The sequence below is a fragment of the Vreelandella neptunia genome (genome assembly GCF_022489065.1).
Lineage (GTDB): Bacteria > Pseudomonadota > Gammaproteobacteria > Pseudomonadales > Halomonadaceae > Vreelandella > Vreelandella neptunia_A.
In genome coordinates this window covers 1-23,988 of sequence record NZ_JAKVTW010000030.1, presented here as the reverse complement: position 1 = coordinate 23,988, position 23,988 = coordinate 1, and the positions used below count along the sequence as shown (strand labels likewise).

The following is a 23,988-nucleotide window of genomic DNA, read 5'->3' as shown; positions in this document are numbered from 1 at the left end:
GGTTTCCTCGTGTTTATGCCGTTGAACTAAAGGTAAAACAGTTTACGGCTGTGCCGAAAGTGTGGCCAGCCGCTGACTAATATCGAGCATTCGGTTGGCGAACCCCCACTCGTTATCGAACCAGCACAGCAGTTTGATAAGACGCTTGCCCGCCACCCGGGTTTGCGTGGCGTCCAGAATGCCTGAGCGCGGATCGTGGTTGAAATCAACGGATGCCATCGGCGCTTCAGTATAGCCAAGAACGCCCTTTAAGCGCTGCTGGCTCGCGGCCAAAAGTAGCGCATTGACGTCATCACGGTGAGTATCGCGGCTGACCGTCAGCGCTACATCCATGGCAGAGACATTGATGGTTGGAACACGTACGTGCAGGCACTCAAAGCGGCCCGCCAGATGGGGCATCAGGCGGCTAATACCCAGTGCCAGGCCTGTATCGACCGGTACGATAGAGTGCATTGCCGAGCGAGTAAGGCGCAGATCGGTTTGATGATAGGCATCAATGACCGGTTGATCATTCATCGCCGAGTGAATGGTAGTGGTGACGCCGTGCTCAAGGCCGAGAGCTTCATCCAGAATGGTTAACAGCGGTACAAGACAGTTGGTAGTGCACGAGGCGGCAGAGAGAATTCGCTGAGATAGCGTTAACTCACTCTCGTTGATGCCCCAGACGATGGTGGTATCGACGTCATTTTCAGCAGGCTGAGAAAACAGTAGGCGTTTAGCGCCAGCCTCTAGATGCTGCTCGGCGGTAGCGCGATCTTTAAAGCTCCCAGAACACTCTAAAACGAGATCCACATCAAGCGCTTTCCAGGGAAGCTTGCGTGGATCCCGTTCGCACAACACCTGAATGCGCTGACCGTTGACCATAAGGCACTGACCATCATGGTCGACATCGCCTGGAAAGCGGCCATGGGTAGTATCGTAGCGTGTCAGATAGGTAATGGTGGCAAGATCAGAGAGCTCATTTATGGCGACCACTTCAAGCTCGGGGTGATGCCGCTCAACGAGGGCTCGCAGCACGCATTGGCCAATGCGTCCGTAACCGTTAATGGCGATGCGATATCTGGGAGCAGAATTAGCCATGCAGAAGGGTGGCTCTTAAAAGTGAGTCAATGAACAAAATGGAGTCGAAACCTACGGGATGATAACGCATTTCAGCCAGCGATTCTTAGCGGCGGCGTTTCCCCGTCAGCTCCCCATGCCTATCAGTCGCCAAGCGAGCGGTAGCAGCACGGCGGTGAAAATGCCGGTTAGGCTCATCCCTAACGATGCAAAAGCCCCGGCGGTTGGGCTAATCTCAAAGGCTCTGACAGTGCCAATGGCATGTCCGTTAAGCCCAAGCGCAAAACCGATTAAGCGCTCGTCATCAATGCGCAAAAACCGCGCGGTAAGACTGACGCAGGGTATCGTCGCCACGCCGGTAATCAATAATGCCCCCATGAGAAGCGCCACCGTACCGCCCAACTGCTCGGTAATACCGATAGCGATAGGGGCAGTCACCGATTTAGCGGCAAGAGAGGCGAGTATGGTGTCAGAGCTACCCAGTAGCCAAGCAATCGCCAGCGAGTAGAACGCGGCCAGCGTAGCGGCAATGGGCAGGCAAATCGCCAGTGGCCGCCATAGCTCAACGATACGCGGCAACTGCTGGTAAAGCGGCATACCCAACGCTACGGTAGCAGGCCCCAGCAGCACAGTGAGCCAAGTGGCTCCCTGATGATAAGTGGCGTAAGGCAGCCCCATCAGCGCTAATGCCCCGGCCAGTAGCAGCGCCGCAATTAAGATGGCGGGCAGCCAGGAGGGGCGTTTTAGACGCTGAAAAACCCCGTTACCGATGAGATAAGCCGTCAGCGTTAACCCTACTGCAAACAGAGGGGTAGTCGTTAACAGGGTAAGTAGCGATGTATCAGCGGACATGGGTAGGTTTGATCAGCCGTTTGAGCAACCAAAGCGTTGTCACCACGCTGAGAAGCGTGCCCAGTAATAACGCGATGAGAATCGCGCTCCATTGCCCGGACAGCTCGCCGATGATGAAAAACACCCCAACAACACCGGGCATAATCAGCATGGCGAGCAGGGCAATCAGTGGCTGGGCGGCAGCAGCAATACTGCTAGGAACGCGACCACGCATGGCGAGCGTAACGCAAAGTAGCAGCATGCCAATAACGCCTGACGAGATCGGCAAAGCAGTGAAATAGATCACCACTTCACCGATCAGCCAGTAGCTAATCAACCATAGAAAGCCACTGAGGGCGGGCATGGCTTAGCCGAGCAGTTCGTTGGCTTGCTTGACCACATTCTCGACGGTAAAGCCGAAGTGTTTGAACAGATCCCCCGCCGGCGCTGATTCGCCGTAGGTGGTCATGCCAATCACACGGCCTTCCAGACCTACATACTTGTACCAGTAGTCGGCATGAGCAGCTTCGATGGCGATACGCTTGGTGACCGCTTTAGGCAGTACGCTCTCACGGTATTCGGCGTCTTGACCGTTGAAGCGATAGGCCGATGGCATGGAGACCACGCGTACCGCTTTGCCCTGCTGCTCAAGCTCGGCGGCAGCGTCCATCGCCAACGACACTTCTGAACCGGTGGCAATCAGAATCAGCTCGGGCGTACCTTCGCTGTCTTTCAGTACATACGCCCCGTTTTGAATAGATGCCAGCTGCGCTTTGGTGCGCTGCTGATGAGGTAGATTCTGGCGAGAGAGTACCAACGCCGTGGGACCCGAGTGACGCTTGATGGCGGCATCCCAAGAGGCGGCGGTTTCCACCGCGTCACAGGGGCGCCAGGTGTTCAGATTCGGCGTCGTGCGCAGGCTGGTGAGCTGCTCAATCGGTTGGTGGGTCGGGCCATCTTCACCCAGGCCGATGGAGTCGTGAGTAAACACGTAAATTACCTGCTGACCCATCAATGACGCCATGCGGATCGAGTTACGCATGTACTCCATAAAGATCAGGAAAGTCGCGCCGTAAGGCACCAGGCCACCGTGCAGGGCGATCCCGTTCATAACCGCCCCCATGCCAAACTCACGCACGCCGTAATGCAGATAGTTGCCGCTGGCATCTTCCGGGGTGATCGCTTTGGCGCCTTTCCAGAAAGTCAGGTTAGAGGGTGCCAGATCGGCACTACCGCCCAGCAGTTCCGGCATTTGCGGGCCAATGGCATTCAACACCTCAAAGGAGGCTTTGCGTGACGCAATGGTCTCGCCGCGCTCCTGGGCCTGCTCAATCAGTGCTTCAGTAGCCAGCTCAGTAGGCAGCTGGCGCTTCATGCGGCGCTTAAACTCACGTGCTTCCGTGGGGAAAGCCTCAGCGTAGCGCGTAAAACGCTCTTCCCAGACCTGCTGGGCAGCTTTGCCCGCATCGCGAGCATCCCAGGCCGAGTAAATGGGCTCAGGGATATGGAAGGGGGCGTGGGGCCAGTCTAGCTGCGTGCGTGCCAAGGCCACCTCATCATCACCAAGTGGCGCGCCGTGGGCGTCCTCTTTGCCCTGCTTGTTGGGCGCCCCAAAGCCAATGATCGTTTTGCAGATAATCAGGCTTGGCTTATCGTCCTGGCTCTTGGCCAGCTCGATCGCGGCTTTGATCTCTTCCGGCTTGTGACCATCCACGTTCGGCACCACGTGCCAGCCGTAAGCTTCAAAACGCTTGGCGGTATCATCGGTAAACCAGCCTTCCACTTCACCATCAATGGAGATGCCGTTGTCGTCGTAGACCGTGATCAGCTTGCCCAACTGCTGGGTGCCAGCTAAAGAGGCTGCTTCATGGGAGATGCCCTCCATCAAGCAGCCATCACCCACGAAGCACCAGGTGTGGTGGTCAACAATCGTGTGCCCTGGGCGGTTGAACTGTGCGGCCAAGGTTTTTTCAGCAATCGCGAAACCTACCGCGTTGGCAAAGCCCTGCCCGAGCGGGCCAGTGGTGGTTTCAATGCCGGGTGCGTAGCCAAATTCAGGGTGGCCCGCGGTGGGCGAATGAAGCTGGCGGAAATTCTGCAGCTGTTCCAGGCTTAACTCATAGCCGCTGAGGTGCAGCAGCGAGTAAAGCAGCATGGAGCCGTGGCCATTGGAGAGCACGAACCGATCACGATCGGCCCACTTGGGGTCTTCGGGGTTGTGCTTGAGGTAGTCATTCCATAGCACCTCGGCAATATCAGCCATGCCCATAGGGGCGCCCGGATGGCCGGATTTGGCCTTCTGAACGGCATCCATGGACAGGGCGCGAATGGCATTGGCTAGCTCAAAACGGGACGGCATGGGGGTGCTCCTCGCCTGAAAACAGAAATTATAAAGGCGCTATTGTCGCTGACTTCCCATGTTGCGGCAAATGCAGCGGTAAATGGGGTGGCAAATTCTGGTAACCACGTTCTGGGAAGCTTAGCCGACAGCGTGTAGACTCTGCCTCCCGAGGCGGTATTGCCGCTTCTTTTACGGGCAGGGTTCTCCTGCCATGATTTCCTGCTGATGCTGTGGATTACATACAGCCGTCATACAGAGGGTCGAGTGCGCGATGAGCGAATATTCCCTGTTTACTTCCGAGTCCGTCTCCGAAGGTCATCCCGATAAGATTGCCGATCAGATCTCTGACGCGGTGTTAGATGCCATCATCGCCCGTGATAAACAGGCGCGTGTTGCCTGTGAAACCATGGTCAAAACCGGGGTGGCGATCATTGCCGGTGAAATTACCACCTCGGCGTGGGTTGATTTAGAAACCCTCGTGCGCGATGTGATTATCAGCATTGGCTATAACTCGTCCGACGTCGGCTTTGATGGCGCGACCTGCGGCGTTGTTAACCTGATCGGTAAGCAGAGTGTCGAGATTGCCCAGGGTGTTGACCGCAGCAAACCGGAAGATCAGGGCGCTGGCGACCAGGGCCTGATGTTCGGCTATGCGACCAACGAAACCGATTCGTTTATGCCGGCCCCGATCCACTACTCCCACCGGTTGGTCGAGCGTCAGGCTGAGTTGCGTAAAAATGGCCTATTGCCATGGCTACGCCCGGATGCCAAGAGCCAGGTAACCTTTCGCTATAACGCCGAAGGCCAGCCCTGTGGTGTGGATGCCATCGTTCTCTCCACCCAGCACGATCCCGACATCGATCAGGAAGAACTGCGCAAAATGATCAAGCGGGAGGTCATTGAGCAAGTGATTCCTGCTGAATGGCTGGATGAGAGCACCCAATACCACATTAACCCGACTGGCAAATTTGTGATTGGTGGCCCAGTAGGCGATTGCGGCCTGACCGGGCGTAAGATCATCGTCGACACCTACGGCGGCATGGCGCGCCACGGTGGTGGTGCGTTCTCAGGCAAAGACCCGTCTAAAGTTGACCGCAGCGCCGCCTACGCGGGCCGCTACGTGGCTAAGAATGTGGTGGCCGCGGGCCTCGCTGACAAGTGTGAAATTCAGGTCTCCTACGCTATTGGTGTTGCCGAGCCCACCTCCGTGTCGATCGATACCTTTGGTACCGGCAAAATTGACGATAAACAGATCGTTGCGTTAGTGCGTGAACATTTTGACCTGCGTCCCTACGCGATCACTAAAATGCTCGACTTGCTGCATCCGATGTATCAGCTTACCGCCGCCTATGGCCACTTTGGCCGTGCGCCGTTCGAGCACAGCTACACCTGGAGTGACGATAAAGGCGAAGAGCATACGGAAACCTTTACCGCCTTTCCGTGGGAAAAAATTGATAAAGCCGATGCGCTGCGTCAGGCCGCCCATTTGTAAGACATTCGCTACACCGTTTGTAAGCAATGGATGAAATCGCCCCTTTGGCTCCGGCCGGGGGCTTTTTTTATGCCCGTTGCGATAGGCTAAGTCCAAAGGCAGAGGCGTTAACGCGAGGGGGTAGGTAATGCTATTGAGTGTAAGGGCGTGGTTGTTGGGTGGCTTGGTCTGGCTTGTCACTTTTTCCGCACAAGCTGCCGAGTGTCCTGATTGGCCTGAGGAGCGCTTAACCCGCGAAAGCCAGGCGCTTGCAGAACATGTTGAGTATTGGGATATCGCTTATCATCAAGAGGGAGTTGCGCTGATCGACGATGTCCTTTACGACCAAGCCGTGGAGCACCTGGCCAACTGGCAGCGTTGTTTAGGCGCAGAACCTGAACATCATCCGCTGACGCGGGTGACCCGCAGTAGCGGCACCCTTGAGCACCCAGCGGCCCAGCGTGGTCTCAATAAAGCCGATGACGATGGCGTTAGGCGCTTTACCAGCCGTCGCGAAAACCTGTGGATTCAGCCTAAAGTAGACGGCGTTGCGATTACGCTGCGCTATGCTGATGGCGAATTGGTCGAAGCCGTTAGCCGTGGCGACGGCGAGCGGGGCCAGGACTGGACAAGCCGGATTCGTCAGTTACCCGCTGTTCCCAATACGCTGCCTGAGCCTGTTTCTGCGGTGCTCCAGGGCGAGCTTTATTGGCGGCTGAACCAGCACGTTCAGTCGCGTTCGCCCTCATCAGGTGCGCGTGGTGCCGTGGCAGGCGCAATGGCACAATCTTCCCCTACCGAAGCCACTCTTGAACGTATTGGCCTGTTTGTCTGGGGCTGGCCCGATGGCCCTACTGAGATGGCGGCTAGATTGTCGCAACTCACCGCGTTGGGCTTTGATAGCGCTGATTACACCTATCCATTAGATGACCGTCGGGATGCCGCCTACTGGCGCGATGTCTGGTTCAATGGCCCGTTGCCGTTTGCCACCGACGGCGTAGTGATCAAACAGGCCGAGCGCCCTGGCGGAACCCGCTGGTCATCGTCGCCACCGGCGTGGGCTATTGCCTGGAAATACCCGGCCCAGCAGGCGCTGGCGGAAGTGCGCGGTATTGAGTTTCGCGTCGGGCGCACCGGGCGAGTAACGCCGCTGGTATGGCTCAATCCTGTACTGTTAGAAGGGCGGCGTATTAGCCGGGTCTCTTTAGGCTCTTTGGAGCGTTGGGAATCCTTGGGTGTTCGCCCTGGTGACCAAGTGGCGATCTCGCTGGCCGGGTTAACGATTCCCCAGCTAACCGAGGTGGTGTGGCATACCCAGGAGCGTTCGCCGCTGAGCGCACCAACCCCGCAGCGCTACCATTTGCTGAGCTGTTTTGAATTAACCCCTGGCTGCGAAAGCCAACTGCTGGCGCGGTTGAGCTACCTGGGTGAGCAACTGGGTATGCAGGGTATCGGTGAAGGTACTTGGCAATCGTTGATGGAGGCAGGTGTAGTCACGCAGTTACTCGACTGGCTGAACGTTGAACCACGCCAGCTTCGCAAGGCCTACGGCATTGGCGAGGTCACCGCCGCCTCGCTCAATGAGCAGTTTCAAGTCGCCCGTGGTCAACCGTTTGCGTCCTGGTTAAGTGCGTTGGGCGCGCCACCGGGTAGTGAGGCGGCTCGCGGAGATTGGGATGATTTAGCGAGCTATCAGCGCGAGCAGTGGCAAGCCGTTCCAGGCGTCGGCCCAGTGCGCGCTGAGGCGCTGGTCGCGTTTTTCAGCCACCCGGAAGTGCAGCTTATGGCCCGAGAACTGCAGCAAGCGGGCGTTGCAGGGTTTTAGCGCCGACTGTTCAGGCCTTAGCCAAGCCCAGTGAGGCGCAGCATTAAACCGAGGTAAAGCGGAATCAGCAGCGGGGCGAGCAGTGTGGTGACCAGCACCGCTAACGCGCCTTTTTGTGGCTGAATGCCCAGCTCCATTGCCACCACCACCACATTGGCGGCCATGGGCACCACGCCCACCAATAACAGCGCTAAGGCCAGCTCTGTGGAGAGTGGCGCGACCCCCTGCAGTATCAAAACGGCCACTAGCATGACCAATGGCCACATTAGGTAGCGCAGTCCTGTGCAGGCGGCTACAAAGCGCGTATCCCAGGCGGAAAGCGTCACTTGGCTAAGCGTCATGCCAATAATCATCATACCCAGCAGCGTGTAGGTGGCGGGAAATACTGCCAAGGAATCCATCAATGAAGCAGGTACCGTTACCTTGAGTGCGCTAAGCAGCAGTGCGAGCAGGAACGCATAGATAAGCGGTAAGCGAGAAATTTTGATTAGGCTCTCCCGCACCGAAAAACGCCCACGCGCGCTGAGATAAAAGCCCACGGTAAATTCGTAAATGTTAATCCCCAGCATGCAGAATAGGTAAAGGGTAACGCCCTCGGGGGGGAGCAAAATCAATGCAATCGGTAAGCCGAAATAACCGGTGTTGCCTGTCCCTGAGGAGAACGCCAGTAGGGCGGCTTCCTGCTCGCCAAAGCGGTGACGAGTAATGCGTTGTACCACCATTGCCATTAGGCTTGCCACAATGAACAACGCTAATGTGAGCAATAGATAGTCAGGTGTAGGCCCACCGTTCATCAGCGCGCGAAAAATCGTAAAGGGGGCAATCAGGTAAACCAGCAGTGTAGCAATGGGGCGAGGGTCTAATTTTAGCCGTCGCGCGGCAAGCCAACCTAACGCCACATAGCTCAGTAACATCAGTAATGGCCCAACCAGTGCCCCAGGTGCAAGATCCATTTACCCTCCCGTAATATGTGTAGTGACTGACGAACATGAGCCGGATTAAAGGCCGAGCGTGAAATCTTTCATTAGCCCCAGCGCGATGGAAAAGCGAGAATACCTCAAAATATCATCACTATTGATCATAAATAAGGAAATCCTATGAGCAGCCACGAGCATCCGCTAGGTATTAGCTTTGAGTTCTTCCCGCCCAATACTGATGCTGGGCGCGACAAGCTGATCCACGTTCGCGATGAACTGGCCGCCCGGAAACCCCGTTTTTTCTCGGTGACTTACGGTGCAGGTGGTTCGACTCAGGCTCGCACCCGTGAGGTAGTGCGTGCAGTGAGTGAGAGTGGCATCACGACCGCGCCACACCTCTCCTGTATTGGCAGTGAGAAAGCCCAGCTGCGTGATCTGCTGGCGCAGTACCGCGAGGAGGGCGTCGACAGTTTAGTCGCACTGCGTGGTGACATGCCCTCCGGTATGGGTAGCATTGGCGAGCTACGTTATGCCAACGAACTGGTTGAGTTTATTCGTGCAGAAACCGGCGACCATTTCGACATTGCAGTGGCGGCGTACCCTGAGTCTCATCCTCAGGCGCCTAACCTTGATAAAGACGTAGAAAACTTTGCGCGGAAAATGAAGGCGGGCGCCAATATGGCAATTACCCAATACTTCTTCACCGCCGATGCCTATTTCAACTTTGTCGATAAAGCCCGCGCGCTGGGCGTCGAACAGCCGATTATCCCCGGCATCATGCCAATTACTAATTACACTAAGCTTGCGCGTTTCTCTGATGCCTGCGGAGCCGAGATCCCGCGCTGGATCCGCAAGCAGTTGGAATCTTATGGCGACGACAGCGAAGCAATTGCTGCCTTTGGTACCGATGTGGTCAGCCGTCTTTGCCAACGCTTGCTGGATGGCGGCGCGCCAGGCCTGCACTTCTACACGCTTAACCAGTCCGCGCCGGTACTCAAGATCGTCGATAATCTGACCGACTAAGCTTATTTTTCCCGCTATCCACGCATTAAAAACCCCGCTCAACAAAATGTTGAGCGGGGTTTTTTAGTCTTGCCGTTAGGCGGTTTACATCAATTAGCCAGCTTGCGCCGTTTTGTTACCTCCGCCGTGTAGCTTGCGCTGCATAACAAAGAGCACGATGCCAATCGCGAGGCCAAGTACGTCGGTATAGATACCGCCATAGATCATAAACATCGCCCCCACCAGCATCAGCAGGCGCTGCCAAATATTAACCGGCCCGAAGAACCATGCCTGCACCATGCCGGAGAGCAGTACAATACCCAGCGTTGCCGTGACCCCAACGCGCAGAATCTGCATCGGTGAGCCTTCCATCAACATGGCGGGGCTGTAGAAGAACATAAACGGCACAATAAACGCGGCCAGACCAATCTTGAACGATGCTACCGATGTGCCCATGGGGTTATCACCCGAAATACCGGCAGCAGCATAGGAGGCCAAGGCAACCGGCGGAGTAATCGCCGAGACAACCGCGAAATAGAACACGAAGAAGTGAGCAACCAGGGGCTCAATGCCGATGTTGATTAAACCAGGCGCGACCACGGAGGCAGCGACGGCGTAAGCGGCAGTGGTGGGCATACCCATGCCAAGCAAAATGCTAATCAGCATAGCGAAAACGAGCGCAAGCAACTGACTAACGCCAGCCAAGCCCAGCAGTAAGGAAGAGAAACGAGCGCCAACGCCAGTGAGTGAGATAACGCCCACAATTAGGCCCGCACAGGCACACACGGCGATAATTTGAATCGACATGATACCGGCTAACTGAAGGGCTCTGAGAATGGCACGAATGCCCATTTTGTTAGGCGAAATCCAGCTGACTACCGCGGCGGAGGCCGTTGCCAAGGTACCGGCACGGATCACTGAATAGCCCATAAACAGCGCGACAATCAGAATAATAATCGGCGCAAACAGGTATACCTGTTTTATCAGTTTGGAAAATAGCGGGATCTCATCTTTGCGCATGCCGCGCATGCCTTTACGGGCGGCTTCAAAGTCGACCATAAAGTAGATGGAAGCAAAGTAAAGTATCGCCGGAATGATGGCGGCAATGGCGATTTCGGTATACGGAATGCCGGTGACTTCGGCCATGATGAACGCGCCAGCGCCCATAATCGGAGGCATGATTTGCCCGCCCGTGGAGGCTGCTGCTTCAATCGCACCCGCGCTACGTGCGGGGTAGCCGACTTTCTTCATCAGCGGAATGGTCAAAGAGCCAGTAGAAACAACATTACCTGCCGATGTGCCATTAATCATGCCCATCAGGCCAGAGGCAAAAATAGACACCTTGGCTGGCCCGCCGCGGGCGCGGCCTGCCGCAGCAAACGCGAAGTTAACAAAATAGTCGCCGACTTTAGACGCTTGCAGGAAAGCGGCAAAAATAATGAACAGAATGATATAGGTGGAGGACACCGCAGTGGTGGGGCCGAGAATGCCCGCATCGGTATACACCTGGCTAAAGAATCGCTGCACGGATAAACCTGGATAACCTAAGAACCCAGGCAAATATTGGCCGGCGAAAACGTAGGTCAAAAAGACCGCAGAAATTACCACCAGTGCCAGACCAGCCACACGACGGGTCAGCTCTAAAATCAGCAGTGAACCTGCAATGGCCGCCCAGGATATACCTGCTGGTGCAAAGGATGTACCGGTCGACATGCGCATATTGGTGTTATAGGCCATCAGCAAATAGCCTGCGCTGGCTAGCGCACATACCATAAGCACCAAGTCGGCAGGGTTAAAACGGTGACGCGCTTGACGATAAAACCACGACAGCACAATTGCGCCCGCCGTTGTGGCCATTAGCGGATAACCGTAATGCCAGTTTTCGATGCTTGGGTCGATGCGCATGGCACCGCCGTTAAGCGTTTGCTGCATTAAGAACACCTGGACTAACGTATAAGCAGCAGGGATCAACAGCGCGTAACTTAACCACCTCATCCCAGTAGACGACTGGTGGTGATCATCCTCGGCAAAGTGTGTGCCAGTATAAAGCCCAAAACCTAAAATAAGCGCGCCAGCAATGTGCACGATACGAAACGACCACGTTTCCATCGGGTACACATTGAGTGAAATCAGGTGAAAACTTGAGTAAGCAATCGCTAATGCTGCAAACAGTAAAAACTGCCAGCCAGTAAATAAACGGCGATTAGATTCAACAACTTCTTCATCGACACCATCGGCAATAGTGTCTGGAATCGCAGAAGCCGGCTGGTCTTCATCCTTTAGACCATTAGGTTCTTGGTCGGTTTTGTGACTCATTAGAGTTCACCCTCAAAGCAAAAAGCAGACAAAAGGATATCAGCAGCGAAAGCTGCCCCGCCCGGGTAAGCCGGTAGCGGGGCAGTCAGGGTCATGAAGGTTGCTTAGTTGATCATGTCATCAGCAATTTCATAGCCGTTCTCTTCGTACCAGCGTGCAGCGCCGGGATGAAACGGCAGCACGGTGTTATGCTTGATGTTTTCTGGAATGGTGGTTTCCGCGCTGCGGTGGATGGAGCGCATGCGGTCATTGTTTTCCATGGTGGCCTTGGTGACTTCGTAAACGAAATCTTCCGGAAGATCACAGCCAGCGATAGCGAAGTTCCACATGGAGACAGCGCGAGCGTCTTCTTCAAGCGTTGTATATGTGTTCGCCGGGATCATGAATTCAGCGACGGGGTAGTTTTCAAGTACCGTGGCCAGCTCTTCTTCGTTAAATTCAATGATATTAACGTCCGTTTGTACTTCCAACTGGCTAACGGCGGGGATCGGGATGCCTGCAGCGAAGGCGACAACGTCAAGCAGACCATCCTGCAATTGGCCGCCCAGGTCTGACCAGCCGCCATTACGGCGCTCAAAGTCAACGCCTAGGGTTTCTAAGATGGCGGGGAAGTAGGTGTCAGACGTTGAGGCAGCGGGGCCAAAACCGATACGTGCACCATCCGGAATGTCGGAGATAGACTCGATGCCGCTGTCAGAGAGCGCAGTAATGGAGAACGGTGTTTCGTACATGGGGAACATGGCACACACATTGTCCATTGCCATGCCTGGAGCCAGCGGGCTTTCGCCTTTAATGGCATCAGAAGCGGGGCCCATGGTGGTTAAGCCAAATGCCATGTCGCCTGTGTGCACGAGCGCCAAGTTTTGAGTAGGGCCGCCGGTGACTTCACCGCCGCCAGAAACACCTAATTCGTCGGCGATAAAGTTCGCCCAGCCTGAACCGTAAACGAAGTAAGTGCCGCCTTGGCTTGCTGTACCGACGGTAAAGTTATCGGGCCAATCGGAGCGGTCTGCTTGCGCTTGGGCACTGCTGGCAGCCGCAACAAGCAGCGCACTGCTGGCAAGTAGAGTGAACGTTTTAGGCATTTGATTGCGCATGGCGAAAGTTCCTAGCTGTTATTGGGGTTATAGTCTGATGGTTCCGATCAATACCACTCGTCGAACGGCATTAATCAGGCTATGCAGCAGTTATAACAGCGATAGTTGTGCCATCTAATTTTTATTATTTTAAAATCAGTTGCTTATAAATTTTTTATTCAACTTTGGTGGAAAGTGCTTTCCTCGATTGTGTCCGATTATTCGCACGCAATTGGCTGTTTGGTGTGCGGATAACCGCACACATGTGATGCTCTTTTGGAAAAAACCGGTGCTAGAGAGGCTAGCGAGAAGGCTTGCCCGGATCCAGGATGCGTACGGGCTGTACATCCTGCTGTTTCTGATCATCGCGTACCTGGTTCACACGGGTTGTCATTTCGGTAAGCGCATCTTCTTCGATGGGCAGTTGCTCAAAAAAATCGCAGCTGACGCACTCGCGATAGCGAATGCCGTTTTGTTCCCAGGCGCGGATACGATCCATCGCCGCGCAGCGCGGGCAAGTTACGCCCGCAATAAAGCGCTTAACAGTCGACATAGTGGGCTCCTAGGCTACAAATGAGCGACGCCCAAGGCGCCGCTGAATAGAAATTATAGACGTCTCGTTAAGAACGAAGGTTAAGCAGCGCGAATGCCGCAGTGGCGCAGCAACGGTTCGACGCTGGGCTCACGGCCACGAAAGGCGACAAACAGTTCAGCCGCGTCTCGTGCGCCGCCCTGTTCGAGTATTTCACGACGAAAGCGCTGTCCCGTTTCAGGATCGAAAATGCCAGCTTCTTCAAACGCACTCCAGGCATCCGCCGAGAGTACTTCCGCCCACTTGTAGCTGTAATAGCCGGCTGCGTAGCCACCGGCGAACACGTGGCCAAAGCTATTCTGGAAACGGTTGTATGAAACTTTTGGCAGTACTGATACGGCATCACGTACTTCATCTAATAAGCCTTGCACCTCACTGGCGGTGGGAGCGCTAAGCTCGTGGTGCAGTCGCAAATCAAACAGCGAGAACTCAATTTGACGCATCATGCCCATGGCGGACTGAAAGTTCTTGGCAGCCTGCAGACGCTCAAGTAGCTCTGCAGGCAGCTGTTCGCCGCTATCCACATGCTTGGCGAGCAGATCCAGCCCTTCACGCTCCCAGCAGTAATTTTCCATAAACTGGCTAGGCAGTTCGACCGCATCCCAAGCAACACCATTAATACCGGATATATCGGCAATATGCTGCTTGGTCAACATGTGGTGAAGGCCGTGTCCAAACTCATGGAACAGCGTAGTGACTTCATCGTGGGTGAGCAGTGCAGGCCGCCCACCTACTGGGGCAGTGAAGTTGCAGGTCAGAAAAGCGACCGGCAGTTGCAGGCCCTGCTCTGTTTGGCGACGAACGCGGCAATCAGCCATCCAGGCCCCGCCCCGTTTACCTTCTCGAGCGTAAAGATCCAGATAAAAACCGGCAATCGGCTGGCCGTTTTCAGTGATGCGGAAATAGCGCACGTCAGCGTGGTAGCGCGGCGCTTCGGTATCTTCTTCAAAGCGCACACCGTAAAGACGCTCGACCACTTGAAATAAACCATCAACCACGCGTGGCGCGGGAAAGTAAGGGCGCAACTGCTCTTGAGAAATGGCGTGGCGCGATTCGCGCAGTTTTTCACTGGCGTAGGCAACATCCCAAGGCTCTAACGCATCCAGGCCTAGCTCATCACGGGCGTAAGCACTTAACTCGGCAAACTCTTCCTTCGCTTGAGGCACCGCACGGCGGGCTAAGTCATTAAGAAAGTCGAGCACCTGATCAGGCGATTCTGCCATTTTGGTGGCCAGAGAGTAATCAGCATAAGTCTCAAAACCAATTAGCTGAGCAATTTCGCTGCGCAGCGCCAAAATCTCTTCCATGATGGTCGCATTATCGAATTTGCCTGCATCTGGTCCCTGATCTGAGGCACGGGTAACAAAGGCGGTATACACCTCGCGGCGCAGCTCGCGGTTGTCAGCATAACTAACCACCGGGAAGAAACTGGGGAAGTCCAGGGTAATCCGGTAGCCCGCTACGCCTTTAGCGTCTGCGGTGGCTTTTAATGTTTCAAGGGCGCTTTCGGGTACTCCCGCTAACGCTTCTTGGCTATCGATATCTTTGTGCCATGCTTGGGTGGCATCCAGCACATTATTTGAGAACTGGTTTGAAAGCAGAGAGAGCCGTGACTGAATTTCGCCGTAGCGCGCTTTTTTGTCAGCGGGTAAGTCCACACCGGCCAGACGAAAATCACGCAGGGCATTCTCCACGGTACGCCGCTGTGCGGCATCCAGGTGTTCCCAGGCAGGGCCATCTTTCAACGCTTGCCAGCCATGAAACAGTCCTTCGTGTTGGCCTACCCAGGTGCCAAACGCTGAGAGTTTCTCAAGACAGGCTTGGTATGCTTCGCGCATTTCCGGGGAGTTCATGGTGCCATTAAGATGCGAAACCGGTGACCATGCTTTGGTGAGTCGGTCATTTACCGCTTCCAGAGGCATCGCGAAATTGTCCCAGCTGGGCGGGTTGGCGGCTGCCTGTGCGGCAAGGCCATCAATAGCCTCGCGACTCTCGCTTAGCAGGGTTTCCACGGCGGGCTCTACGTGCTCGGCGCGAATCTCAGCAAAGGGGGGCAGCTCGTGCGTTTCAAGCAGCGGATTGGAGGACATAGGCACCTCGAGTGGCATCGTTTTTAAAACCGTTAGGGAGCGCAAAACGCGCGATAATGATGACACAGTGCGGGCAGTGGGGCTGCGTTTCAATGCTAGGTTTAATACCAAGGTTTGGCCTGCGCGCAAGCGCCTGCTAGTCTTGCCGCCTTTTAATGCCACCAATGGCAGGAGCATGTGATGAGCGAGACGCTGGAGCGCTGGGGGTCTAAGCGGGCCTTTATCTTGGCGGTAACGGGTGCTGCGGTGGGGTTAGGCAACATCTGGCGCTTCCCTTACGTGGCGGGAGAGAACGGCGGCGCGGCGTTTCTATTGATTTACGTGGCATTTGTATTGCTGCTGGGTATCCCGGTCATGATGGCGGAAATATTGATTGGCCGCGCCGGGCGGCGTGGGCCAATGCAGGCTTTAGGGGCACTGGCCACAGAGGCAGGAGCCTCGCGGCACTGGCGCTGGTTGGGGCTGTTTGGTGCGTTCACCGTATTCTGTATTTTGTCGTTTTACTCGGTGGTCTCTGGTTGGTCGATTGAGTTTTTAGTGGCCTCCGTCAACGGCAACTTCAATGGCGCTAGCGCCGCTGAGATTGGTGCTGGCTTTGAGGCTTTTTTGGCCAACCCAGGGCTGCTGATTTTTAACCACTCGCTGTTTCTGTTTATGACCATGACCGTCGTGGCGGCTGGTGTTGCCAAGGGGCTAGAGCGGCTGAATAACCTGCTGATGCCACTGTTATATCTTTTACTGCTGCTCTTAGCGGGCTATGCCGCGACTACCGACGGTTTTGGCACGGCGCTGGCGTGGCTGTTCCTGCCCTCTTTCGAGGCGCTGACGCCCTCGGTGGTGGTGCATGCCATGGGTCATGCCTTCTTTACTCTGGCGGTGGGGGCTTGTGCTTTAATGGCCTATGGCGCCTATATGCCCGAAGAGCAAAGCCTGCCTAAAGCCGCCGTTGCGGTTGCGGTGCTCGATATTAGCGTGGCGTTACTGGCGGGGATTGCCATTTTCTCAGTGGTATTCGCTCAGGGTATGGATCCTGCCGATGGCCCTGGGTTGATGTTTGTTACGTTGCCTATCGCCTTTTCTGAACTTCCATGGGGCTCCGTGTGGTTAAGTGTGTTCTTTCTACTGCTGCTGCTGGCCACCTGGACATCGGCGATTAATCTGGCAGAGCCGATGGTCGCTACCCTGCAGGGCTTAGGGCTGCGCCGCAGTATTTCGACGGCGATTGTGGCGCTTAGCGTCTGGCTGATCGGGCTGCTATCAGCCTTCTCTTTTTCAACCCTTGCTGAGTTTCGGCCGCTGTTTGGGCGTAACATCTTCGAGCTTGTCAGCAGTATACCGCCGGATGTTTTCCTGCCCTTGGGCGGCTTGTTTATCGCGATTTTTGCGGCCTGGGTCATGCCGCGTGAACGGGTGGTCAGTGCCTTAGGCGTGGGTGAACGCGGTTATTTGGTATGGCGTAATATCATCCGCTGGGTGTCGATTCCGCTGACCTTTATTGTTCTACTGGCTGGATTACTGTAGCGAAGCGCTATTGCTATAGTGAGTTGATCAATGTCTCCGTTTCCCCTCCAACATCTCAGGAGCGAGTTATGAGCAGTGCACTAAGGCGCTATCAAGGTATGGAACCTCAATTGGGTAAGCGCGTTTATATTGATCCCGCCAGCGTGGTTATTGGTGATGTGGGGCTGGGTGATGATTGCTCTGTGTGGCCGATGACGGTGATTCGTGGCGATATGCACCGTATCCGGATCGGCGCGCGCACCAGCGTGCAGGATGGCAGCGTGCTGCATATTACCCACGCAAGCGACTTTAGCCCGGATGGTTTTCCGCTCACCATTGGCGATGATGTGACCATTGGTCATAAAGCAATTTTGCATGGTTGCACGCTAGGAAACCGGATTCTTGTCGGTATGGGCGCGATTGTAATGGATGGCGTGGTCGTGGATGACGAGGTCATTATTGCCGCTGGTGCCGTGGTAACTCCCGGTAAACACCTGGAAAGTGGCTATGTGTATGCGGGCAACCCGGCCAAGCCGCTGCGCCCACTAAAAGAGAAGGAGCGTGCTTTCTTTCCTTATACCGCAGGTAACTACGTTAAATTAAAAGACCGCTTTCTGGCTGAAGTCTCACGCTAGCTAACCGCGCCTAAAGTATTCCTAAGCGGTTGGCCTGCCAACCTTTTTTCTTAATTAGCCATGTCGCGGATGCTGAAAATCTGTTAATTTATACAGTTTTCTGATTTGCAGACTTGGGATGCCGCGTCATGGCTAATTTTCGCACGCATATTACGGTAGCAGCGGCGGGCGGCATGCTGATAGCTTACGCAGGCTGGAAGGGTCAGTTTTGGCCGCCCTCCCAAGCGGTGGTGATGATTGCATTAGTCACGTTCGGCGGTATTCTGCCTGATATTGATGCTGATCGATCACACTCTATCCGTTTGATATTTAACTTACTTTCCGTGCCAGTCCTGGTGTTGGGGGCGCTGCTCCTTCAGCCGTGGCTGACGCCGGGGGCTTTATTGATTGCCTGCGGTGGGATCTATTTCTGCGTTCGTTATCTGGCCGGCATTCTATTTTCGCGTTTTACCGTGCACCGTGGTATTTGGCACTCGCTGCTAGCGGGCGGGCTGTGTAGCCTGCTCACCACCGCGTTAAGCTTTAATCTGCTTAACCAGCCTGAAGGGCTGGCGTGGTTTCACGGTGCTGCGACGTTGATTGGGTTTTTAATACACTTGAGTTTAGATGAGATATACAGCGTTGACCTCGAAGGCGCGCGGTTAAAGCGTTCGTTTGGTACCGCGCTTAAGCTAGGCGACAGCCGTCGCCCGATGTCCAATCTACTCATGCTGATTGCCACGTTAACGCTGGTGCCCTGGGTACCGCCGTGGTCAGTATTGGGTGAGCTGCTGCATCAAGGCTCGCTACTATGGCGATAGTCGTCGGCGTTGAGCCCATGTTTTTTAAGTTTGTCGTAAAAAGTTTTGCGTGGAATGCCTAAGTGGCGGCAAACATCGGTTACCCGGCCGTGATAGCGCGCCAGTGATTGACTGATCAGGCTCTTTTCAAACAGCTCTACTTGGCGCGGTAAAGTGGGTTCTTCGGTATCGGCATTGACCCCTTCCAGCAGCGCATCCAGGCGGTAGTCAAAAGCGGCCCCCAGCAGTACGTAGCGCTCGGCAAGGTTACGTAGTTCTCGCACGTTTCCTGGCCAGTCATGGGCCAGCAGGGCGGCAATGGCCGGGCTGTCGAGGGTCGGCGCTTCTAGCCCGCTACGGTTGGCAGCCACCACGGCAAAGTGCTGGAACAGCAAGGGAATATCCTCACGCCTTTCGCGCAGTGCGGGCAGCGGTAGGGTGACAACATTCAGTCGGTAATAAAGATCTTCGCGAAAACTCCCCTCTTCGGAGGCGGCTTTGAGATCCACTTTGGTGGCCGCAATCACCCGGATATTAAGAGGAACGGTTTCATTGGCGCCCAGCCGCTCGACGCTGCGCTCTTGCAGTACCCGCAGCAGTTTGACCTGCAGTGCCATGGGCATCGACTCTATCTCATCCAGAAACACCGTGCCGCCGTTGGCGTGTTCAAACTTACCGATGCGCCGCTCGACAGCACCGGTGAAGGCGCCTTTTTCATGACCAAACAGCTCCGATTCGATGGTGTTTTCAGGCACCGCGCCGCAGTTAATGGCCATAAATGGACTGTTGCGTCGCCCGCTGCGTTCGTGAATAGCGCGAGCAACGAGGTCTTTGCCGGTACCTGTTTCGCCAAACAGCAGGACATCGGCTTCTACTTGGCTGATGCGCTGAATCATGGCGGCCAGCCGCGATATGATCGGGGTACGACCGACCAGCCGTGGCCCCAGTGCGGCCTGTTGCACTTCCAGTTCAGCTTTAAGGCGATGGTTTTCCAGGCTGAGTTGGCGCTTCTCTATGCCGCGGCGTACCACGTCCAGCAATTGATCACCGGCAAAGGGCTTTTCAAGAAAATCCCAGGCGCCGGCGCGCATGGCTTCTACGGCGGTAGAAATATCGCCATGACCGGTGATTAAAATAATGGGCAGGGTGGCGTCGCGACTATGTAGCTCATGCAGCAGCGCCATACCATCCATACCCGGCATGCGGATATCACTGACAATTACCCCAGGGAAGTCCGGGGTTAATGCTGCCAGGGCCTGTTCCGCTGATTCAAAGCAGTAGGGCGTATAGCCCGCAAGTTCAAGAGTTTGGCTGGCGGTGATCCGCAGGTGCGGTTCGTCGTCGATCACCATGACCGGCAGCGTCGACGGCTCATGCATAAGAGGAGTTCTCCTGGGTTTGGGTTAACGGCGAGTGGGGCAGGGTAATGGTAAAGCTGGCGCCGCCATCGGGATGATTAGCAGCCAGTAGCTTGCCGCCTAAATCGTCCATGATACGCGATGAGATCGAGAGCCCTAACCCTAAACCGCTCCCGGGTGCTTTAGTGGTAAAAAAGGGTTCAAAAATATGCCCTAAGTGCTCATTGGGAATGCCAGGGCCATTATCGCTAACGCTAATAATGACCTGCTGCTGGTGGGTATGAGCACCCAGCGTCAGTTGTGGGGCCGGTACACCTTTCATCGCCTGGAGCGCATTACCGATTAGATTAACCAATACCTGCTCCAGACGTACTAAATCGCCTTTAACCCATAGCGTTTCATCAGGCCAATCCTGAATAATAGCGATATTGCTTTCGCGCAGGCGGCTTTGAAACAGGCGTAAGGCATAGTCGATACAGGCTTGTACCGATATCGTCTCCTGGCGCTCGCTGCTCTTGCGCGAAAACTGTCGTAGCTGCGCGCTGATATCCGCCATGCGCTCTGTCAGTTCAACAATCTGTTCAAGGTTGGCGTCCGCCTTGTCGTGGCGAGCCAGAGCCATGAAGCGGCGGGCGTTTTCTGCGTAGGCGCGAATAGCCGCCAACGGCTGATTCAATTCATGGTTGATGCCCGCCGCCAGTTGCCCCAGGACCGCCAGTTTGGCCGCTTGAATCAGCTCATCTTGGGTTTGACGTAAGTTGGCTTCAGCGCGGCGTCGCTCTTCAATTTCATCAGACAAGCGTTGGTTACTGGCCACTAAGTCTCGGGTGCGTCGTTCCACACTGACTTCTAGCTCATCACGAACGCGTGCCAAGGTGTTGCGCTCCCGTTCGGCGAACGCTTCACGCTCACGGCGCAGCCTCAGGCGCTGCCAGCCAATACCCGCGCCTAGCGTGACCACGCCGTAAAGGCCGCCCGCCATCAGTGCCGCAATCCACTGGGCGCTAATGACCGGTGTTAACGGCTTTAAAATATGCATTTGCCAGCCAAACTCAGGGATAGGTCGGGTCAGGCTTAGGTAGTCTCCTTCGCTCAGCGGGCCTTGGGAAAAACTCACCAACTGGCTGCCCAGCCTATAAGGCGCAACGACTTCAATGCCGGAAGGAGTCAATGGCTCCATGGCATAGCGACGGGTTTCTCGCAGGCTTTGGCGCTGTTCATCGGTGAGCGAATAGAGTGCGTTCATACGCAGCCCAGGGTGGCTGGCCATAAAAATGATGTTGTCGCTATCGGTGACAAATAGTTCGGCGTCCTGCTCGGCCCAGCTCTCTTCAACGTCATCTAGCAGCACTTTAACCACTAGCACGCCGTCTGGCTGCGCATCGGGGGAGGTATCGTCTAGCCACACGGGTGATGAAAAGTAGTAGCCACGCTCAAGAGACTTGATGCCCAAGCCAAAAAATCGCCCCTGGCCCCCGGCTATGGCATCAGTGTAGTAGGAGCGGAAAGCGTAGTTTTGACCAATGAAGGTGTTGGGGCGATGCCAATTACTGGCCGCAATCGTGTCGCCTTCGCGATTGAGTAAATAGACGTCTGAAACCCCTGCTGTAAAGCGAAAACGATCCAGGAGCATATTCAGTGGCATCGGATCTTGACTGTCAGGAGAGGCCAAAAAGCGCTGCACCCCTTCCCGCGTTGCAAGCATTTGCGGCAGGTAGTCGTAGCGCAGTAAATAGCCGTTTAAGTTAGCGGCAGACAGCCGTAGCTCATTTTCAGCATCGTCCTGTAAGTTGGAAAGAGCTTGTTCACGTGCCAGTTGGGCGGCCTGCCACATACAAAACAGCAAGCCGAGTGAAGCCACCAGCAGCCACAGACGTCGCCAGCGCAGGGGCAGTGGGGCGGGCGTTTGGTTATTTATGCCAGCGCTGTTCATGCTGGCGTCTTGCTACTGCCTTGGGCGCGGCGAAGGGCGCGCTGGGCCCGCGTCTCAGCTCGCGCCATCTCGAGAAGCCCTTCTTCGACAAACACGAGGTGTTCATGGGCTCGAGCTCGGGCATCCTCAGCCCGACCCTCCAAAATTGCATTGAGCAGGGCGCGATGCTGCTGCATTAACTGGCTGCGCGAACCCTCCTTGGCAAATAAATGGGCCAAGTTGTTCACAATACTCTTCTCTAGTAGGTGAAAAATGCCGCGAATGGTATGTAGCAGCAAAACATTGTGGGCGGCTTCGGCAATCGCGAGGTGGAACGCTGCGTCCAGTTTTGCTTCTTGAATAGGATCCGCACCGGCAAAACCGCCATCGAGTTCTTCAAAGCGTTGGATAAGGACGGCTTTGTCGGCGGGTGTTGAACGCAATGCCGCGTAATAAGCAGAGATTCCTTCCATTGCATCGCGGAATTCGAGTAAATCTAGGTTGAACTCGTCGTGACGGGAAAGCATTTCTAACAAGGGGTCGGTATAACCATTGCTAAGGTCGTCGTTAACAAAGGTTCCGCCGCCCTGCCGGCTGGTAAGTAAGCCGCGGGCGGCTAATTTCTGGATAGCTTCCCGTAATGAGGGGCGCGAAACCCCGAACCGTTCGGCTAATTCGCGTTCAGGAGGTAAGCGTTGCCCGGGTTTCAAGCTACCTTCCAGCATCATAGCTTCAAGGCGTTCGGTAATGACGTCGGCCAAGCGCTGTTGGCGGAGCGGTGGGTAGCTCATATTGAATAGCCCATGGTGATTAGCTCCCTTAATTGGTAAGACCAATATTAAGAGCTTTGAGGAGTGAGCTCAAGCGCAGGTAAAGCGAGTTTTCGCGTTATTTGTCGCAATAAGTAACGGGTTTAAACTAAAGTATAGCGCGCTGAAAGGCTCTAAAGCGGTATCTCCGTTTGACACGCTTATAGCGGCTCACTAGTGTTGACGATACGTTTTTGTAAATTGGTAAAACCAATTTTCATTTTGGGTCGCCGGTGTTTAGCGCACCCACTATACAGGGCTCGCTATGATCATCTCAGCATCCACAGATTACCGCCAAGCTGCTAAGCGTCGCATTCCTCCTTTTCTTTTTCATTATGCAGACGGCGGGTCTTATACCGAGCATACGCTCCGGCGTAATGTTGAGGACCTTTCCAGTATCGCGTTGCGTCAGCGCGTGCTGAAGGATATGTCCACGCTTTCCCTTGAAACTGAGCTGTTCGGTGAAAAGCTTGCCATGCCGGTTGCTCTTGCGCCGGTAGGTTTGGCAGGTATGTATGCCAGACGCGGCGAAGTTCAGGCGGCGCGGGCTGCGGCTAGTAAAGGTATACCGTTCACACTTTCCACCGTATCGGTATGTCCCATTGATGAAGTAGCTTCGGCAATTGATCGGCCCATCTGGTTTCAGCTCTATGTGCTGAAAGATAGGGGGTTCATGAAGCATGTCTTGGAGCGAGCAAAGGCCGCTGGCGTCAAAACGCTGATTTTTACCGTCGATATGCCGGTGCCGGGCGCGCGCTATCGCGATGCTCACTCTGGTATGAGCGGTAAGGGCGGACCAATGAAACGCATGCTTCAAGCCGCAATGCATCCACTATGGGCGTGGGACGTGGGCATTCATGGACGCCCGCATGACCTGGGTAACGTATCGGATTATCGCGGTAAACCCACTCAGCTTGAAGACTATATTGCCTGGCTTGGGGATAACTTTGACCCCTCCATCTCTTGGAAAGATCTGGAGTGGATTCGTGAGCAATGGGATGGCCCGATGATTATTAAGGGCATACTCGATGCTGAGGATGCTCGTGATGCGGTTCGCTTTGGTGCAGATGGGATTGTTGTGTCTAATCACGGTGGCCGACAGCTTGACGGCGTTCCCTCCACCGCGCGTGCCTTGCCTGCTATAGCGGATGCAGTTAAGGGGGACTTGGCAATTTTGGCCGATTCCGGTGTGCGTAGCGGGCTGGATGTGGTTCGCATGATCGCGATGGGCGCTGATGCGGTACTGCTTGGGCGCGCTTACATCTATGCACTTGCTACGGCCGGTGAGGCAGGCGTTGCTCATTTACTTGAGCTATTTGAAAAGGAGATGCGCGTTGCAATGACCCTTACAGGTGCCCATAGCATTGCTGATCTTGGCATGGACTCGCTGGTTCCAGATTCGATTCGCAATATCAGCTAAGCACGCTGATGCTTTTATCAAATTTGGTTTTAAAAACCTCTTGCCAACCCGGCTG

At 55.1% G+C, this 23,988-nt stretch carries 19 protein-coding genes; 7 read left to right on the top strand and 12 right to left on the bottom strand.

All coding sequences use genetic code 11. The annotated features are described in order from the left end of the window. Positions 1–42: 42 nt before the first annotated feature. From MLE19_RS21980 to tkt, 4 genes are all read right to left on the bottom strand, one after another. Complete coding sequence (locus MLE19_RS21980) at positions 43–1,080, bottom strand: type I glyceraldehyde-3-phosphate dehydrogenase (protein WP_240720494.1); 1,038 nt, start codon at positions 1,078–1,080, stop codon at positions 43–45. A 105-nt stretch (positions 1,081–1,185) separates the two neighbouring features. Continuing rightward, the gene (locus tag MLE19_RS21975; protein ID WP_240720493.1) at positions 1,186–1,911 is read right to left on the bottom strand and encodes an LrgB family protein; all 726 of its coding nucleotides are present in this window, start codon (positions 1,909–1,911) and stop codon (positions 1,186–1,188) included. Further along, complete coding sequence (locus MLE19_RS21970) at positions 1,901–2,254, bottom strand: CidA/LrgA family protein (RefSeq protein ID WP_240720492.1); 354 nt, start codon at positions 2,252–2,254, stop codon at positions 1,901–1,903. The genes MLE19_RS21975 and MLE19_RS21970 overlap by 11 nt, the downstream gene beginning before the upstream one ends. Before the next feature lie 3 nt (positions 2,255–2,257). Next, positions 2,258–4,249, bottom strand: a complete 1,992-nt coding sequence (gene tkt, locus MLE19_RS21965; RefSeq protein WP_240720491.1) for a transketolase — start codon at positions 4,247–4,249, stop codon at positions 2,258–2,260. 253 nt (positions 4,250–4,502) lie between these two features. Between tkt and metK the strand changes: the two genes are divergently transcribed. Continuing rightward, positions 4,503–5,723, top strand: a complete 1,221-nt coding sequence (gene metK, locus MLE19_RS21960; protein WP_240720490.1) for a methionine adenosyltransferase — start codon at positions 4,503–4,505, stop codon at positions 5,721–5,723. A gap of 127 nt (positions 5,724–5,850) precedes the next feature. Beyond that, entirely contained in the window at positions 5,851–7,527 is a 1,677-nt protein-coding gene (ligB, locus tag MLE19_RS21955) for an NAD-dependent DNA ligase LigB (protein WP_240720489.1), read from the top strand. 17 nt (positions 7,528–7,544) lie between these two features. Here the strand turns inward: ligB and MLE19_RS21950 are convergent, their stop codons facing one another. After that, positions 7,545–8,480, bottom strand: a complete 936-nt coding sequence (locus tag MLE19_RS21950) for an AEC family transporter (protein WP_240720488.1) — start codon at positions 8,478–8,480, stop codon at positions 7,545–7,547. Positions 8,481–8,624: 144 nt separating this feature from the next. Between MLE19_RS21950 and metF the strand changes: the two genes are divergently transcribed. After that, entirely contained in the window at positions 8,625–9,467 is an 843-nt protein-coding gene (gene metF / locus MLE19_RS21945; RefSeq protein WP_240720487.1) for a methylenetetrahydrofolate reductase [NAD(P)H], read from the top strand. Between the two features lie 93 nt (positions 9,468–9,560). Here metF and MLE19_RS21940 read toward each other — a convergent pair whose 3' ends face one another. The 4 genes from MLE19_RS21940 to prlC form a co-directional block, all read right to left on the bottom strand. Next, positions 9,561–11,762, bottom strand: a complete 2,202-nt coding sequence (locus MLE19_RS21940; RefSeq protein WP_240720486.1) for a TRAP transporter permease — start codon at positions 11,760–11,762, stop codon at positions 9,561–9,563. 104 nt (positions 11,763–11,866) lie between these two features. Continuing rightward, a complete protein-coding gene (locus tag MLE19_RS21935) occupies positions 11,867–12,859 on the bottom strand; it encodes a TAXI family TRAP transporter solute-binding subunit (protein WP_240720485.1) in 993 nt (330 codons plus the stop codon). Positions 12,860–13,139: 280 nt separating this feature from the next. Beyond that, positions 13,140–13,391, bottom strand: a complete 252-nt coding sequence (locus MLE19_RS21930; protein WP_071695148.1) for a YheV family putative zinc ribbon protein — start codon at positions 13,389–13,391, stop codon at positions 13,140–13,142. Positions 13,392–13,471: 80 nt separating this feature from the next. Further along, the gene (prlC, locus tag MLE19_RS21925; RefSeq protein WP_240720484.1) at positions 13,472–15,520 is read right to left on the bottom strand and encodes an oligopeptidase A; all 2,049 of its coding nucleotides are present in this window, start codon (positions 15,518–15,520) and stop codon (positions 13,472–13,474) included. A 180-nt stretch (positions 15,521–15,700) separates the two neighbouring features. On the opposite strand from prlC, the gene MLE19_RS21920 reads away from it, so the two are divergent. The 3 genes from MLE19_RS21920 to MLE19_RS21910 all read left to right on the top strand — a co-directional run bounded on the left by MLE19_RS21920 (position 15,701) and on the right by MLE19_RS21910 (position 18,455). Continuing rightward, on the top strand, positions 15,701–17,041 hold the full coding sequence (locus tag MLE19_RS21920; protein WP_240720483.1) for a sodium-dependent transporter: 1,341 nt from the start codon (positions 15,701–15,703) through the stop codon (positions 17,039–17,041). Positions 17,042–17,109: 68 nt separating this feature from the next. Continuing rightward, entirely contained in the window at positions 17,110–17,655 is a 546-nt protein-coding gene (locus tag MLE19_RS21915) for a gamma carbonic anhydrase family protein (protein ID WP_240720482.1), read from the top strand. Between the two features lie 128 nt (positions 17,656–17,783). Continuing rightward, on the top strand, positions 17,784–18,455 hold the full coding sequence (locus MLE19_RS21910; protein WP_240720481.1) for a metal-dependent hydrolase: 672 nt from the start codon (positions 17,784–17,786) through the stop codon (positions 18,453–18,455). Here MLE19_RS21910 and MLE19_RS21905 read toward each other — a convergent pair. The 3 genes from MLE19_RS21905 to MLE19_RS21895 are packed head-to-tail and all read right to left on the bottom strand — an operon-like array spanning position 18,431 to position 22,495. Further along, positions 18,431–19,813, bottom strand: coding sequence for a sigma-54-dependent transcriptional regulator (locus tag MLE19_RS21905; protein WP_240720480.1), 1,383 nt, complete (start codon positions 19,811–19,813; stop codon positions 18,431–18,433). The two genes, MLE19_RS21910 and MLE19_RS21905, sit on opposite strands and share 25 nt — an antisense overlap. Then, positions 19,806–21,725: a sensor histidine kinase gene (locus MLE19_RS21900; protein WP_240720479.1), complete on the bottom strand. Its 1,920-nt coding sequence runs from the start codon at positions 21,723–21,725 to the stop codon at positions 19,806–19,808. The genes MLE19_RS21905 and MLE19_RS21900 overlap by 8 nt, the downstream gene beginning before the upstream one ends. Next, complete coding sequence (locus MLE19_RS21895; protein WP_240720478.1) at positions 21,722–22,495, bottom strand: GntR family transcriptional regulator; 774 nt, start codon at positions 22,493–22,495, stop codon at positions 21,722–21,724. Before MLE19_RS21895 ends, MLE19_RS21900 begins: the two co-directional genes overlap by 4 nt. A gap of 283 nt (positions 22,496–22,778) precedes the next feature. Between MLE19_RS21895 and lldD the strand changes: the two genes are divergently transcribed. Continuing rightward, on the top strand, positions 22,779–23,933 hold the full coding sequence (gene lldD / locus MLE19_RS21890) for an FMN-dependent L-lactate dehydrogenase LldD (RefSeq protein WP_240720477.1): 1,155 nt from the start codon (positions 22,779–22,781) through the stop codon (positions 23,931–23,933). Positions 23,934–23,988: the final 55 nt, after the last annotated feature.

Coding starts and splice junctions, on each gene's coding strand:
- MLE19_RS21980 (WP_240720494.1), bottom strand. CDS start 1,080: ATGGCTAATTCTGCTCCCAGATATCGCATCGCCATTAACGGTTACGGA.
- MLE19_RS21975 (WP_240720493.1), bottom strand. CDS start 1,911: ATGTCCGCTGATACATCGCTACTTACCCTGTTAACGACTACCCCTCTG.
- MLE19_RS21970 (WP_240720492.1), bottom strand. CDS start 2,254: ATGCCCGCCCTCAGTGGCTTTCTATGGTTGATTAGCTACTGGCTGATC.
- tkt (WP_240720491.1), bottom strand. CDS start 4,249: ATGCCGTCCCGTTTTGAGCTAGCCAATGCCATTCGCGCCCTGTCCATG.
- metK (WP_240720490.1), top strand. CDS start 4,503: ATGAGCGAATATTCCCTGTTTACTTCCGAGTCCGTCTCCGAAGGTCAT.
- ligB (WP_240720489.1), top strand. CDS start 5,851: ATGCTATTGAGTGTAAGGGCGTGGTTGTTGGGTGGCTTGGTCTGGCTT.
- MLE19_RS21950 (WP_240720488.1), bottom strand. CDS start 8,480: ATGGATCTTGCACCTGGGGCACTGGTTGGGCCATTACTGATGTTACTG.
- metF (WP_240720487.1), top strand. CDS start 8,625: ATGAGCAGCCACGAGCATCCGCTAGGTATTAGCTTTGAGTTCTTCCCG.
- MLE19_RS21940 (WP_240720486.1), bottom strand. CDS start 11,762: ATGAGTCACAAAACCGACCAAGAACCTAATGGTCTAAAGGATGAAGAC.
- MLE19_RS21935 (WP_240720485.1), bottom strand. CDS start 12,859: ATGCGCAATCAAATGCCTAAAACGTTCACTCTACTTGCCAGCAGTGCG.
- MLE19_RS21930 (WP_071695148.1), bottom strand. CDS start 13,391: ATGTCGACTGTTAAGCGCTTTATTGCGGGCGTAACTTGCCCGCGCTGC.
- prlC (WP_240720484.1), bottom strand. CDS start 15,520: ATGTCCTCCAATCCGCTGCTTGAAACGCACGAGCTGCCCCCCTTTGCT.
- MLE19_RS21920 (WP_240720483.1), top strand. CDS start 15,701: ATGAGCGAGACGCTGGAGCGCTGGGGGTCTAAGCGGGCCTTTATCTTG.
- MLE19_RS21915 (WP_240720482.1), top strand. CDS start 17,110: ATGAGCAGTGCACTAAGGCGCTATCAAGGTATGGAACCTCAATTGGGT.
- MLE19_RS21910 (WP_240720481.1), top strand. CDS start 17,784: ATGGCTAATTTTCGCACGCATATTACGGTAGCAGCGGCGGGCGGCATG.
- MLE19_RS21905 (WP_240720480.1), bottom strand. CDS start 19,813: ATGCATGAGCCGTCGACGCTGCCGGTCATGGTGATCGACGACGAACCG.
- MLE19_RS21900 (WP_240720479.1), bottom strand. CDS start 21,725: ATGAACAGCGCTGGCATAAATAACCAAACGCCCGCCCCACTGCCCCTG.
- MLE19_RS21895 (WP_240720478.1), bottom strand. CDS start 22,495: ATGAGCTACCCACCGCTCCGCCAACAGCGCTTGGCCGACGTCATTACC.
- lldD (WP_240720477.1), top strand. CDS start 22,779: ATGATCATCTCAGCATCCACAGATTACCGCCAAGCTGCTAAGCGTCGC.